This window comes from Psychrobacillus sp. FSL W7-1457 (assembly GCF_038593405.1).
Lineage (GTDB): Bacteria > Bacillota > Bacilli > Bacillales_A > Planococcaceae > Psychrobacillus.
Genome location: NZ_CP151993.1, coordinates 1,751,547 through 1,767,143 on the forward strand (window position 1 = coordinate 1,751,547; position 15,597 = coordinate 1,767,143).

10 protein-coding genes are annotated in these 15,597 nt (G+C 36.6%); 5 read left to right on the plus strand and 5 right to left on the minus strand.

What is annotated here, in order from left to right; all coding sequences use genetic code 11:
• Positions 1 to 4 precede the first annotated feature (4 nt).
• The 3 genes from NSQ95_RS08380 to NSQ95_RS08390 all read left to right on the plus strand — a co-directional run bounded on the left by NSQ95_RS08380 (position 5) and on the right by NSQ95_RS08390 (position 5,115).
• Positions 5 to 1,906 (plus strand): ATP-dependent DNA helicase, encoded by a 1,902-nt coding sequence (locus tag NSQ95_RS08380; protein ID WP_298469402.1) that lies wholly within the window; start codon positions 5 to 7, stop codon positions 1,904 to 1,906.
• Between the two features lie 182 nt (positions 1,907 to 2,088).
• Positions 2,089 to 3,966 (plus strand): hypothetical protein, encoded by a 1,878-nt coding sequence (locus tag NSQ95_RS08385; protein ID WP_340883688.1) that lies wholly within the window; start codon positions 2,089 to 2,091, stop codon positions 3,964 to 3,966.
• Positions 3,967 to 4,374: 408 nt separating this feature from the next.
• Positions 4,375 to 5,115 carry a CsxC family protein gene (locus NSQ95_RS08390; RefSeq protein ID WP_340883687.1) on the plus strand — a complete coding sequence of 247 codons (741 nt, stop codon included), beginning with the start codon at positions 4,375 to 4,377 and terminating at the stop codon, positions 5,113 to 5,115.
• 264 nt (positions 5,116 to 5,379) lie between these two features.
• Here NSQ95_RS08390 and NSQ95_RS08395 read toward each other — a convergent pair whose 3' ends face one another.
• From NSQ95_RS08395 to NSQ95_RS08415, 5 genes are all read right to left on the minus strand, one after another.
• Positions 5,380 to 7,047, minus strand: coding sequence for a b(o/a)3-type cytochrome-c oxidase subunit 1 (locus NSQ95_RS08395; protein ID WP_169359536.1), 1,668 nt, complete (start codon positions 7,045 to 7,047; stop codon positions 5,380 to 5,382).
• Between the two features lies 1 nt (position 7,048).
• The gene (locus NSQ95_RS08400; protein WP_298469411.1) at positions 7,049 to 7,525 is read right to left on the minus strand and encodes a cytochrome B5; all 477 of its coding nucleotides are present in this window, start codon (positions 7,523 to 7,525) and stop codon (positions 7,049 to 7,051) included.
• A 20-nt stretch (positions 7,526 to 7,545) separates the two neighbouring features.
• Positions 7,546 to 7,668, minus strand: coding sequence for a cytochrome c oxidase subunit 2A (locus NSQ95_RS08405; protein WP_298469414.1), 123 nt, complete (start codon positions 7,666 to 7,668; stop codon positions 7,546 to 7,548).
• 683 nt (positions 7,669 to 8,351) lie between these two features.
• Positions 8,352 to 9,629, minus strand: a complete 1,278-nt coding sequence (locus NSQ95_RS08410) for an IS110 family transposase (protein WP_342560681.1) — start codon at positions 9,627 to 9,629, stop codon at positions 8,352 to 8,354.
• Between the two features lie 681 nt (positions 9,630 to 10,310).
• Positions 10,311 to 10,766, minus strand: coding sequence for a chemotaxis protein CheX (locus NSQ95_RS08415; protein WP_340883686.1), 456 nt, complete (start codon positions 10,764 to 10,766; stop codon positions 10,311 to 10,313).
• A 334-nt stretch (positions 10,767 to 11,100) separates the two neighbouring features.
• Here NSQ95_RS08415 and NSQ95_RS08420 point away from each other — a divergent pair, with 334 nt between their 5' ends.
• Positions 11,101 to 14,709 (plus strand): dynamin family protein, encoded by a 3,609-nt coding sequence (locus NSQ95_RS08420; protein ID WP_340883685.1) that lies wholly within the window; start codon positions 11,101 to 11,103, stop codon positions 14,707 to 14,709.
• Positions 14,709 to 15,524: a sulfurtransferase gene (locus NSQ95_RS08425; protein WP_340883684.1), complete on the plus strand. Its 816-nt coding sequence runs from the start codon at positions 14,709 to 14,711 to the stop codon at positions 15,522 to 15,524. Before NSQ95_RS08420 ends, NSQ95_RS08425 begins: the two co-directional genes overlap by 1 nt.
• The last annotated feature ends 73 nt before the right edge of the window (positions 15,525 to 15,597 follow it).

Below are 15,597 nucleotides of genomic sequence, written 5' to 3' on the forward strand. Positions count from 1 at the left end.
GAAAATGAAGCAAGCTTTACCATTTAAATTATCTAAGGACCGTTCTTTCTTTGAATCATTAGGAGACTGGATGGGAGACGTTTTATACGATGAATTACCCGAAAAAGGATTTGAATGTCGTGATGAGCAAATTTTCATGGCTTATCAAATTGAAAAAGCTTTAAAAGAGAAAAATGTCTTGTTTGCAGAGGCTGGAGTAGGTACAGGAAAGACGATAGCTTATCTACTACCTGCTATTTCTTATGCGAGATATACTGGAAAACCAGCACTTATCGCCTGCGCTGATGAAACACTAATAGAGCAGCTAGTAAAAGAGGCTGGCGATATTTTTAAGTTACAAAATTATTTAGATATAAAAATAGATGTGAGATTAGCTAAATCACGCAATCAGTATTTGTGTCTTAAAAGACTAGAAGAGGCTCAAAAAAATGGAGAGAATGACTTCTTCATAGAAGAAATTGAAGATGGTGTTCCTGATTTTGTTTATGGTTCTGCTTCTCTACAAAGCATATTTCCTTTTGGTGAAAGAAGCCAGTTTCCTGGAGTTTCGGATGTAGATTGGCAAAAAGTTAACTTCCATCCTACTCAACAATGTACAGTTTGTGATTTACGCAATCGATGTGGGCAAACTATTCACCGTCAACATTACCGGGAATCATCTGATTTAATCATCTGCTCGCATGACTTTTTAATGGAGCATCTTTGGACAAAAGACTCTCGCATTCGTGAAGGGCAGCTACCTTTTTTACCTGAAGTCTCTATGATTGTACTGGATGAAGGACATCTGTTAGAATTTGCAGCTCAAAAAGCACTTACATATGAAGTGCAGAGTGAAACACTGATCCGTTTACTAGAACGGGTGATGGTTGACGGGGTCCGAGAAAAAACGTTAAATCTTATGGAAATACTTCAAAATACACATGAGAAAATTTTTAGTGTATTAAGAGTGGGAAGTGTTACTGAGGAAACCGAACGTATGAAAATTGATAAGTCACCTCAACTAATGCAGCTATGTAAGCAGGCGATTAAAATTACAGACGACTTGCTTGAGGAATTTGTATTTGAATCGGAACTGTTTACGATTCCAGAATATGAGCTAAGAATGGTAGAAGAATTTTTAGAGCAGTATTCATTCTCGCTAAGGCTGTTTACAGAAAAAGGTGATGGCGTTGAATGGCTAGAAATAATCGATGGCTATGAAACACTTATTATTATGCCAAGGCTAGTAACGGATATTTTAAATGAAAAGCTATTTAGTACTAAACTGCCTGTCATTTTTTCTTCTGCAACTTTATCCATAGAAAAAGATTTTACTTATTTGGCAGATTCTTTAGGAATTGAGAAGTATCAATCATTTTCTGTACCATCACCATTCGACTATGATGAGGTTATGAAAGTTACAGCTCATCATGTTAGTCAAGTAGAAAAAGTTCAAGAAACAGATAAGATATTGGATTCTACTAGTCAAACCCTCATTTTGTTTAAGTCTAAAGCTGCGATGGATCATTTTAGAGCATCGACTCAAGCCAAGGACATTGCTTTTGAAGGGGACCGTGAGCTTTCGACTATTGTAAAGGAATTTCAAAATGGAGAATTCTCTACGCTTTGTTCTTATCATTTATGGGAAGGCTTAGACTTACCTAAAGAAGCTTTAACTCGAGTAATTATCTATGATCTGCCATTCCCACCTGTAGATCCTTTATTCGATGCAAAACGTTCGTTTTCTAACGATCCCTTTGAAGAAGTAGAATTACCGTTTATGCTGCTTCGACTTCAACAGGGAATAGGACGTCTTATCCGTACGTCTGATGATCACGGTGAAATACACCTTCTTCTAAATGAGTCTGAAGCGTTAATAGAAGATCGCTTTGCACGTATCTTACCTACAACCATTTCAAATGAATAGTACTAAATTTTAACCTTTTACTTTAGAGTATCGCCATGAAATTACTCGAATTCCTTCTTATTATAAGGAATTTGTGAAATCATATGACGATCTTTGAAGTAAAAGGTTTTTTTTTGAACGAATTCCTTCTAACTGAATAATATAAATAATACAGGGCAAACGTCTCAAGTAATAAGAGAAAGGTGGGGTTAATCATACCAAATATAGAGGATGAAGTTGTCTTTACGAAAGAAGAGGCTGTTACATTTAATATTGCTAGTGACTTTCACTACAATAATTCAGCGGGAAAATTGACTGTTCCATGGTTTGATTATGGTGCGTTCGTTGAAATAAATAACAATCAGAAGAAATGTATATGCTTTTCAGTTTTACAACCAGTAGAATCGGCTGAAGTGGAAAGTGATGACCAAGTATCAGCAGATGATAGCATAACTGACATAGAAGAAATATATGCGTCTGATATTAAAAAAGTAAAACGACGTACTTTTAAAAGAAAACGGCGCAGACGATTTATAGACACAGTACCATCTGAAGATAATATTATGATAAATGGCCCTCAAGAAAATACAAAGGAAAATAGTTTATTCAATTTTTTAAGGGAAGAAAAAAATTCACTTAAGCCATACTATCTGCTATCAAATCATAAAAATAAAAGTAAACAGCCAAATCAACTAAAATATATTAGGGCTTATTTGCCAACACCGAGCCGTAAAATAAATCATGTATTAGAGTATGAAAATGCAGATTATAATCATGAATTAGAAGTGATGGCTTACATTGAGTCAGAAGAAGAACCAACAGAATGGAATACCACAGAACAAACACCGCTCCAGGATTCTTCCTTCTTTATTGAGCCGCAAGCAATTGAGATCCCTTCCCTACAAGAAGATTCAAAAGAAGAGGAATCTATAGAAGAAACAAACATTCCTACAATACCTTCCTACGACAGTAAAGAGGAAATATTAGTTTTAGGAAATGATGTAGATTATTCTTCCATAGAAATTGCTCATGAAATAGATCCATTAGATTCCATAACTAAAGAATTAGAATTTACTAATGAAGATAGTATAAGATTTATGGATGAAAGTCTTCGAGACACGTATTTGTCTGTAATGATTAGTAGTCTGAAAAAAATTCTTGCTAGTAAAGAAGCGGTTGAAAGTGAAGACCTCAACACGTTACCAGATAACACTCTCCAAGATTATCAAGAGGAAGACATATCTACTATAGAAAAAGAATCTCTTTTAGAGGAAGAGGAGATATTACTCACTAACTTAGTTGCAGAAGAAGATTCTCAAGAATCAGAGGAAGTAATTTATAAGGTAAAGGGACCCACCTCTAATATAAAAACAAAAACGATATATATTCCGTTTTCTACCTACGTAGATATTGAAGATTTTATGAACCCTGCACTTTATGGTAGTGCAAAGCAAGAAGGGTATAATTTTTTACCTACAAACAACGATCATTTCCCTCTTTTAGATACAGTATTTTTTGATAGTATGTACTTTTTTCAAGAAGATCTCTATTGCCATCTGTTAGGTTATAAAGTGCATGAAATTCTCTTTTCTGCTCATAACAATGACTCACAAAAACTATCTGTAGCAGAAAATAACCTATATAAGTCCCAAGTTAAAGTTAGACATAATTCAGGACAAAAGGAAAATAAGCTCCCGTTAGCGGTGCATATTAAAGTACCTGTAATTATAGGGGAGTATGATGTTGAAATAAGCTTAAAAAGAGCCTTGGATTTGGAAGAAAGAGTAGTTAATATTAAAGAATTATCAAAGGATATTCAATTGGCTTCTTGTAAATTCATACCTTCCTCTTTCGAGCAATCCAACGAAGAAGGTGTTCAACAGGCAACGAGAGGAAAGCTGTTAATAGAAGGGACTATTATACAAAGAATTGAATATACGGTGTTGTCGGAAAGCGAGGAAAAGCTAAGGAAAAAAGATTTACCGTCTGAATCGCCTAAAGTGCAACAAAATGCTGTAATTGAATTAGTTTTGCAGCTTTTACAAGTTCAGAAAGTGTATTATCCATTCACAAAAAAATAAACTCCACTTGTACTGTAATTTTGTTAGTGCAAGTACCTTTTTTAATGTAGCCATCTCTAACGAATGAGTTCGTTGGTGATGGCTTATTTAATTGCTGATTATTAATTCCTTTAAGCTGTAGGCGACGAGTCCAGTGGGATTACTGCTATATACGGTTCCTAGCCCCATCAAGAGAATGGCGATTATGAATTTGATAGAGCTAGTAAAATTTAAATTATTGGTTGTGAATAGTATGAGGAAATCTCTAAGCTATATTACACAGAAGAGTTATTTAAACAGTTAAATAGATAAATAATATCGACATAATTTACGTTTCTGTGTCTATTGCTTATACATCCATCGGTGATTTTACATAACTTAAAACAGAAATGAATTAATTTCGCAAAAAATGAATGGAGGAAATTTTAAATGAATGAAGAGAACGGTTTAAACAATGGCGATTTGTCCAATGTTTACCCATGTCCGGTAGATAATGCAAGGTCTCTACCACAATTACAGGATGAACCTGTTGATCCTTGCGTAGTACCCGATAATTTTTACCCGATTATTAAGGTGCCAGCTGTATTGGCGGAAACTACAATTCAAATAGTAGTAGAAGCAGATATATTATTAGATCCACCTGCAAGCGAAATCAAAAGAGTACACAAGGATGTATTCTTGACACAATGTAAGCTTGTACCGGTAAGGTTTGATCCGATGGATTCTTGCGATGGCTCTCGCAGAGTTACTAGAGCTAAATTATTTGTTGAAGGATTTATTAGAAAGGACATCGAATACGCAACTGATGATTGTAACGGTGTAATTTACGATCGTATTGCTTCCGTACCTTTCACAGGCTTTGCTGACCTAAATGGGTCTGATTTTATTCTATACCCTATCATTACTAAATCTTCTGAAAGTCAATCCCGTTTCATTAATCCGAAAAACAGTGAAATGCCTCGTTTAGATAAGTATTTCTTTGAAAACAGTACTTTCTATAATGAGCAGCCTTATTGTGAATTGGTGAGAGCTGAGTTTTTCGAGCTTGACTACTCTCCGTGTTTAGTGGATATGCGCGATACTTTTGATACGCTTACAGAGAAAATGGTAGTAGACCTAACTTTAAAAGTACTACAAATTAGACAAGTAAGAGTACGGTCAGAGGGGTAAAAATTTAAATAATAGACAAAGCCCTATTTGGGTGGGCGTGTGCTTAAATATGTATAATGATATATACATTTTTAAAAGGGAGTGCTCTAAAAGTCAGAAATTTGGCTTTTACGGGTAGTCCCTCTAACGCCTTGTCCATACATAGAAACTGCTAAAGTTTGTAAACGACGAGACGATCAACAAGTGCAAGATTATAAAAACAAAAAGAGAGACTGTTTATATGAACAGTCTCTCTTCCTTCGTATATACTTAAAAGAATTATAGTTACCAGAATTTATAACCTTTTGAACCTGGAGGAGCATTTTGAATCATATCAAACACCGGAACCGTATAAGCAAATAAAATTAAGAAAATACAAATCGTTAACCATATTTTCCAGTTTTCGAGTGCCATCGGTGTTTTTTCTGCATTTTCGGATACTTCTCCAATTGGAAATTCTGTATCACCTTTAGGAGCAAACCATACTAATTGAGCTACTATATATAAGACTAAGATGATACCGATGAATAAAATTGTACCGCCAACTGCTTGTGCGATTTGGTAGGGAACCCACTCGGCTGCCTGGGCAGATTCACCATAGGTTGAGAAATCTGATCGGCGGGGGGCTCCCAATAATCCAGCAATATGCATTGCTCCAGACATAATGGACATACCTACTGCCCAAACAATACCTTGTATAATAGCTAGCTTATTCATTTGTTTAGTCAACACTCTACCAGTAAGGTGGGGGATTAACCAATAGGCTGCTCCAAAGAATGTTAAAACGACAGTTGTTGCTAAAGTAAGATGGAAATGACCTGTAACCCAGATAGTATTATGTACTACTTGGTTCATTTGGTTAGATGCATTGATAATACCACCAGCCCCAGCAGGGATGAAGGCAGCCATTCCGATAAATGGTACTAGGAATCGCGCATCCTTCCAAGGTAGCTTTTTAAACCAGCCAAATACGCCTTTTCCTCCAAGCTGTCTTCCACGAATCTCAAATGAAGCAAACATAGAGAAAGCAGTCAGAAGGGAAGGTATAACTACCATCATTGTTAAAACAACTTGCAAGTACTTCCAAAATGAATCAATACCTGGCTCTGTCAATTGATGATGGAATCCAACTGGGATAGAGAAGATTAAGAAAAGCATAAAGGATAATCTTGCTAGTGCGTCCGAATAAATTTTACCTCCAATAATTTTCGGGATGATCACATACCAAACCATATACGCTGGTAATAACCAGAAGTATACTAATGGGTGACCGAAATACCAGAAAAGTGTACGAGAGAGTAAAACATCGATTTTATCTACCCAGCCTAAAGACCAGGGGATTAATTGGAATACTACCTCAACTGCTACACCAAGTGAACAAATAATCCACATAGTTAAATTTACAATAACCATAAAAGTTAATAATGGGCTAGGTTGCTTTGGATTTGCTTTACGCCATTCCATATATTTCATGATCAAGCCAGCTCCGCCAATCCATGAGCCTACTACAACTAATGCCATCCCAACATAGAAAATCCAATGCGCTTGAAGTGGTGCATAAAAAGTATACAACACAGATGCTTCGTTTAATAAAACCATTACTGCAGCAGCAGTAGTGCCGGTTGTCATTGTCCAAAAACCAATCCAACCTAGTGTTCTCTGTTTATCTGTTAATGTGCCGGAAGTACGGCTAACAGCAGCAATTTGAAAACCAAATATAAAGTAAGTAGTTAAAATAAGTCCTAATAAAACACCATGAACAGTTAATAATTGATAGTAACCTATACCCCAAGGAAGGGTGAATTGCCCAGAACGTACAAGGGTTTGTAAGAGTCCGCAAAGTCCTCCTATTAATAGTGCAATAAAAGCTACATGAATATGAGCCATTGCAAGCTTGCCATCACGACGGTCAACTTTCACAAAGCTTTGGGCTTTTTCTGTTATTGTTGCCATGTTACTCAACCACCTTTAACTTCGATGTCATAGACGTGTGTCCTACACCGCAATATTCGTTACATAAAACTAAATACTCTCCAGCTTTATCTACAGTTGTTACATATTCTGAAACGTAACCTGGTTCAAGCATCATATTAATATTTGTATCTACTATCTGAAAGCCATGTATAACGTCTTTCGTTGTTGCTATAAATTTAACCGTAGAACCTAGTGGAACTTCAAATTCTTGTGGGTTATAAAAGAATGCGGATGCAACTACTACTATCTCATAATCCCATTCTTTACCTTCTACTTTGTGAACTCCTGGGTTATTGAATGGAGCAATCTCGTCTACTCGCTCAGGATCAATATATACTTTTGCACTTGGTGGATGTGAACCATAGTGGAAGGCGCTAAAACCAACTATTATTAAAAATAAAACTAGTGAACTAACTCCAAATGTTATCCACCATTTTTCATACTTGTGAATATGCATAACCTTTAACCTCCATTAGTTTAAAATCTGTCAATAAATAAATAGAATGCAAAAAACCAAGTGACTAATATAAATAAACCGACAACGCTAACTGAAATGAGCGTCCCTTTTAGTTCTGGTTCTTTATTTTGTTTTTTGGACATTTGTCTTACACCTCCAAAACTTTCCTTCTTTTTCTATAGGTACATCATAAATTTAAAAAAACAAAGTTGATGTGATATTTATCACACATACAAAGGTTATATGTGAAGATACTGTGAAATAATTTGAAAGTAACAGAAAAACAAATAGGGAATGTGATAAAAGTTATGATTTACGTTATTTTTTATCGGGGTAATTGAAGTGTATAGAAGGATCAACGTACTTTTATGTTGGCTTTGTTAAAGAGTAGGGTTGATTTTATGATGCAAAGTAAATTCCATTTATTGATTGGAGCGCCAGACGGCGACTCCCTCTTAAAATGTAGTCGTACCAATGGTTTCATTACGTATTTTAAAGTGAAAAAAATTTTTTTAACTCGTCTAACTGATCTTTTGCACCCTTATTAAACCACTTATTAAAAATATTGGAAACGAAGGCTGTGCTCCGCTAAAAATCTTGGTTAAAAATTCCATAAATATACTATTCTTGGATGCACTCTGTTTCTCTGCAGAACTTATGATGACGTACCCTCCCATATCTCTTTGCGTCGCACGCATACATTCCTTCGTTCGGTCTAGTCATAAGGCAGAGGCCGGCTATGCTCCAGCAGGGACTTGAAGTCGAATGTCGCGGTTGTGCCAGCTCTCTATGTCATCCAACTAAGTTAAACAACTAATGAAATGGTTCACGCTGCCGTTTGAAGAACAGTCAGGTCTTGTATCATGCGTTCTGACTGAAACATCTGTTTCTTCGTACAGAGGCCATGTGCGATTTTTAATAGTTTGCCACATAAGACCACCATGGCTTCTTTCTTTCTTAAAGGGTTTACTGGGCGTTCAATATAATAATGATACAGTGCCTTAAAGGCAGGATTGTAACGAATCATAGGCAAGATGGCTCGGAAGAGGGCTGCACGCAATTTTCTGCGTCCTCGTTTAGAAATCTTCTTTTGTCCCTTTTGTTCACCCGAGGAGTTCTCCCGTAATGTCAGTCCCGCTAGTTTGATAATTTGGCGTGGACTATGAAAGTTAGTGAACGGCCCTACCTCTGATAACAGCTCGACGGCTGTATTGGGGCCGCCCCCCTCGATAGATACCAAAAAGAGATAATCGGGCATATTCTGAGCGATTTCTTGTAACCGTTCTGCCAGTAATTCATACTGTTGTTGAACGAGTCTATATTGCATAACCAAGGTATGAATCTCAAATCGAGCCATCTCCAGGCCTTCGGTCAACCCGATCGAGATTTCAGCGGCTTCCTTGAGTTTAACTATTTTGGGAGAAGAGACACACTTTAACCCAGCAACCTCTTTGTAGAAAGGGAGTAGCTCCGCCACTTCTTTTTCTCGAAGGTCCTCTGGTAATGGTGTTTTCTCCAGCACTGCCAGGGCGGTTTTCCCGATGTCTTTAAAGACATGTTGGAATTCTGGGAAGAACCGATCTGTCCATCGAATGATTCGATTGGTAATGATGCCAAGCTCTTTCTGAAGCGAGGCGCGATGGGATGCACCATTGCGCAGTTCCGCTTCGATGCCTTCTAAAATGCGTGGGAAGCTGAACCGCCCATCGCGGATTAGCTTGGCGATGACCATCGCATCCTTCACATCGTTCTTTGTCTGTAGATTGTCATCCAATTCTTTGGATTTCTTCACGTGACTAGGATTCACAAGCACATAGCGGATGCCATGCGCTGTTAAATGGGCCGCTAGGTTCATCCAGTAGTGTCCCGTTGGTTCGAACCCAACAAGGATTTCTGATTTCTCGTGTTTGTTTTTTAATGCGAGTAGCTGTTCATAGAAGGTCGTAAATCCTTCTGCCGACTGTCTGATAGGGAATGACTTATGCAATACTCGTCCACGGTCGTCTACAGCACATGCGTAATGTTTGCGCTTGGCGATATCGATCCCAATGACCAACGTCTTTTCACTCACTTGATTAATTTTATGATTCGTACTATTATTCATAAGAGGCCCTCCTATATATGTTTTGAGTATTCAATTGGTTGTTGTTACTCTAGCATCATATAAGAGGGTTCTTTTTTTTTCAAGAGCCTGTAAAGTAATCATACAGGAATGCTCCAGCGGGATGAGTGAGACAGATAAGACATCACAACCACGCGCGCAAGCGATGGGTGATGGCTTATCGCTCACCCCGCGGAAAGCGTCCGGCTGGTGCGAAAAATCAATTCTACTCTCTGAATTAAAACAGCTTTAGCATCGATAAAGCATTAAAAAAATTTACTCGCATAAACAAAGCTAAAAACTGTCAACAACCCCAATTTCATTATCTATTTATGTTTTTAATAGCCATTTGAAAGTTCCTTTGTTTATGTTTACAGGCACTATAAAAAAGAATTGCTAGTCAAAATCAACCAATAACTTTAACAAAGCTTTTATGTTTTAGAAAATTTGATAATGAGGGAAACACATATATCATGGGCCTATGGGCCATGACAGCGATTTCTAGGGAATAATTATTGGAAAGACTACAGTCTCTACTCGCTTTAGCGAGAACAACTGCTATGATGCAATGAAAAAAGCCCTAAAAATTTTACGATTTGTAAAATTTTAGGACTTTTAACTTATAAGGAGGATTTTGCCCCAGCCTCTTTGTTTATAAAAATATAAAAATTATGTATAGCACTATTAATCCTCATCAATCGTTAAGATGATAGCCATGGGACCTATGTCAGTCACTTCTACGGGTAGAAAGAAAGCCTGTTGGAAACCATATAACTTACTTTGTCCTACAATTACAGTAGGAGGGGTTATATCTATTTCTAATCCTTGTTGTGCAACAACCGTACATAAATTACCTGCAATCATGTTTCCTAGTTCGCCTGTAAAAGATTCAAGCATTTCTCCCTCTAAAGGCATACCAAACATAGAGGCACCAACAGAAGAAAAATAATGAGAGGATGCATCTATTATAATTCTTGCTTTCATATCGCCTACAATACCGATCAGTACAGCCATTTCCACTACCTCATATGGTTGAGACAAGAGAGTAGGTGGTTTGTAACTAAGGTTTAAAGGGATGACTGCTTTTATAGATTGAATCGTCCCATTCAATATAGTTTGTATGTTTCTAGAAAGAGTCATCTTTTTCCTCCAAGTAGTAAAGTTGAATCAATTTTAGCATAATATCTAGTCAAAAAGAATATATTTTATAGTCATTTGTGAATTGTTATGTTATTATTTAAATGAGAATGAATATCAAGTTCAGTTGAGAGGGAGATAGTCATGTTATATATTTTAATTGGCTCAACAGTTGTTATTTATAGCGTAGTCACAAAACATATATTAAGTTCAATAACACCTCAATCAAAATAATAATAATTTCTGTGATGACTTTATGACAATAAAGTCATCTTTTTTTATATTTTCTGATATGATATACATATTGTTTATTAGATAAAAAGGGGAAAAATTTCAAATGGATCAATTAGAGGAACTACAGAATATTAAACAAAAAAATGCTTTACTTGCAGCTATCTTTAAGCAAAACAAGGATAATGAAAGATATGCCAAGTCAAAGCTATTTGCAGATAAATTAGAAAAACAAACATTTACCATTGCTTTTGCTGGTCACTTCTCAGCAGGTAAATCTAGTATGATTAATGCGCTCGTAAATGAACAACTGCTACCGACTAGTCCCATTCCTACGTCGGCTAATATTGTAACTGTAAATAAAGCAGATGAAAATTATGCGATTGTCCACTTTGTTGATCAGTCTCCTGTTAAATTCTCAGGAGAATATGATATACAGCATGTAAAAAAATATTCAAAGGATGGTAGTAAGGTTTCTCAAATAGAAATTGGTCATAAAACATCTGGGCTTCCGAAAGGTATTACCGTTATGGATACGCCCGGTGTTGATTCTACAGATGACGCTCACCGAGTGTCTACGGAGTCGGCTCTCCATCTTGCAGACATCGTTTTTTATGTGATGGACTATAACCATGTACAATCTGAATTGAACTTTCAATTTACGAAACAATTGCTGCATTACAACGAAAACATATACTTAATCGTTAACCAGATTGATAAGCACCGAGAAGAAGAGTTGTCTTTTACTGCTTATAAAGATTCTGTGTCATCAGCTTTTACCGCTTGGAATGTTGTACCAAAAGATATTTACTATACCTCTTTAAAAAACAAAGAGATGCTACATAATGACTTTGAGCAAGTAAAACAAATTGTAAATGATTCCATCCTTCATAAAGAAGAACTTTTTTTGCTATCAGCTACAGCTACATTAGATAAACTAAAAGATGAGCATCTGGCATTTTTAGAAGAGGAAAAAAAAGGTCTACAGCATGAGCTAAGTTATTTATTAACTGAGGAAGATTGGATTAATGTCGAAGAAATCTTAGATCAGTTTGAAGTCTCAGAAAAACAAAAAAAGCTTCAAGAAAGCGACGCTTGGAAAAAGGTATTTGAATCTAATAGAAAAGAAATCTTAAGCAATGCCTCGATAATGACGTATGAAATTCGGGAGAAGCTAAAGAGTTATGCGGAAAGCAGGCAGGATAACTTCAAAGTTGGCTTCTTCTCGAGTAAGAAAAAGACGGAACAAGAAAGAAATAATAGGTTAAAAGAGACAATTGAGCTACTAGAGACAATTGTTTCCACTCATATTACGGCACATATTAAAAACTTAATGAAGCGGATGCTAAAAGATGTTGGTTTATTAAATGACAGTAAGACAAGTGAAATAAATAATATGTCATTTTCTTTGCCAGCCGAAATCATCGTAGATACGATGCATAATGGGGCTAGTACAACAGGTGATGCGATATTAAATTACGCAAATCGTGTAAACGATGCAGTTAGCCGATACTTTGTAAAAGAAACGGAAGCTTGGAAAGAAGAGAATATTCAATACATTGAAGAGCATTCTTCTACTGAAGACGAGCAGTTTAATAAGAAAACTGATACTTTAAGAGAAAAACAAGAAGCTATTTTAAAAGTGTCGGAAATAGAGAAAAGGGTAGAGGATCTTAACAAGTTATTAATAGCTCCTACTCTTCAAATTCGAAAAGATAGTATCAATCTTTTAAGTGAGTGGAACGAGGAACGTCAATTGTTCGAACGATCTATTGTGGAATATGTAGAGACAACTGAAGAGGAAGTAGAGGCAGTTAATGCTGTCGCTGCTGAAGAGGAGAAATCTGAGGAAGCTCCTATATTAGCATTTGATGAAATGATTCACCGTGCTAATAAAATTGGAGAGATCTTAAAAGAGCTACCTGACTTTCAGGAAGCTGCTTCCGTTATTAAGAAGAAAGCAATGCGGGTAGAAAACCAGCAATTCACCATTGCGCTTTTTGGAGCTTTTAGTGCCGGAAAATCAAGTTTTTCCAATGCGCTGATGGGAGCTAATGTGTTGCCTGTATCACCAAACCCTACTACGGCAACCATAAATAAAATACATCCCGTAACTGAAAATCATTTGCATAATACGGCTGATGTTAGCTTGAAAACGAAAGAGCAGCTTTTGGAGGATGTTAAGTTTGCCTTTGAACAATTAGGTATAACTATTATTTCTTTAGAAGAAGCCTTCGAAAAAGCTCCAGCTGCAGTAAAAGAGACCTCTACTGAGGAAGTTCATAAATCCTTTATTAACGCATTTTATATCGGATACCCGGCTGTAAAGGACAAGCTGGGAGAAGTTTTAAATGTAGATGAAAAGGAATTTTCTCTTTTTGTCGCGCAGGAATCTAAAAGCTGCTTCGTAGATTTTATTGATTTCTATTTTGATTGTGAGTTAACAAGATTAGGAGTAACTTTAGTTGATACTCCGGGAGCAGACTCCATAAATGCTAGACACACAGGTGTCGCTTTCGACTATATCAGAAATGCAGATGCAGTATTATTTGTGACGTACTTTAACCATGCTTTTGCTAAAGCAGATAGAGAATTCTTAATCCAGCTTGGCCGTGTGAAGGACTCTTTTGAGCTAGACAAGATGTTCTTTGTAGTGAATGCAATTGACCTTGCAAGCAATGAGGAAGAGGCAGATTTAGTAAAGCAATATGTCAAGGACGAGCTACAGCGTTTTGGTATTCGTTTCCCTCGAGTGTTTGGTGTCTCTAGTCTTCAAGCTTTGCAAGAAAAAGAAAATAAGATGCAGCTGCATAAAGGTATGGAGCAGTTTGAAAAATCATTCCATCAATTCTTAGAGCAGGATCTTAAGCAAATTGCTGTCATTGCTTTAGAAGAGGAATCGAATCGCCAGAAAAATAAATTGTTATCTCTCATCCAACAAACCGAGGCTAATCTAGCTCGAAAAGAAGAAAGACTGACGGAGCTTACTAATCAAGAAGAAAAAATAAGAGAACGATACACACAGTACAACGCTATATCCTTAACAAAGGATACGACGCAAGAATTAGAGTCACTACTTTTTTATGTTTTACAACGTGTGTATTATCGCTTTAATGAATTTTTCAAGGAAGCTTATAATCCTTCCCTGTTTTCTAATCACAGCGCTTCCGTTGCTTTAGACATCGCTCTAAAAGATATTCTTCAAATGATTCGTTTTGATTTGGAGCAGGAGTTACGTGTAACCAACTTCCGAGTTCTTCAATTTATCCAGAGACAAATAACCCAGCTGGATAAGGAAGAAATGAGAATCTTAAAGGATTGGAATGGAAGCTTAACTTTTAGCCCTCATGAAAGTGAGGACTATGAATTATTAGAGTTTGTAGGTCCTTTCCAAGACAAAGATAAATATAGTCACGTAAAATCATACTTTAAAAATGCTAAGTCCTTCTTCGAGAAAAATGAAAAAGAAAAGTTAAGGGATACTCTATCTGAGGAAACAAAAGTAGAAGCAACAGCCTATATCGAACAAGAGAAACAAAGACTGGTTGAATGGCTCATCCATTATGCTGAGCAAGAAATAGAGCGAGCTCGTATAAAATGGCTGAACGAATCATTACAACAGCTTGCTGCTGAGCGAAAACTGTTGGAGCAAGAAGAGACGTTGAAGCGCTGGAAAGATATTTATCAAAAAATTCAGGGTGGAGGTAATGCTTAGTGACTAAGGTTTTTATCGATCTAACTGATATTGATGCTAATACTACAAGGTTTATCGATACACGCTTTAACCTAGCTGATTCTAAGGCTGGATTTGATTTGTTTCAAGATGGGCATGTAGAAGGTGCGGTTTACTGGGACTTAGAAAAAGATCTTTCTAATATGGAGGATGTTCATGGTAGACATCCAATGATTTCGAAAGAGAAAATGACAGAACTCATACAGAGCGCAGGACTATCATTGGATGACCAAATAGTTATATACGATCAAGGAGCAGTACCTTTTTCTTTAAGAGCATATTTTTTACTAGAGTGGGCAGGCTTTAAGAATGTTAAAGTTTTACGTCAGGGTTTTGAAGAAATAAAGCAAGCACTTCCCATTACTAAGAAAATAACCTATTACGACAATACGAAAGTAGTTCCTAGTTGGAATGATAATATATTGTTAAATATGGACGATGTCCGTGAGGTTGTAAAAGGGAACAAGGAAGGTCAGTTAATTGATGCACGTGCAGCTGCTCGATTCAGAGGCGAGATAGAGCCAATTGATCCGGTAGCTGGTCATATCCCCACAGCAATTAATTATGACTGGGAACAATTAAAGCAGGGTAGTACTTTTTTAGACAAAGACTCATTAACTGCAAAGTTAAGTGATCTAACGAACAAAAAGAAGCCAGTTATCGCGTACTGCGGAAGTGGGGTAACTGCAGCTCCATTATATGCAAGCTTAAAAGAGGCTGGATATGAAGATGTTAAATTATATGTTGGTAGCTATAGTGACTGGATTCGCGAGAACGAAATAGAAACATCTACATAACTAATATAAAAATAAACATGAGGCTAGGCTGCCAATTATAAACCTTAAAAATTTTACTACCTGGTAAGGTTTC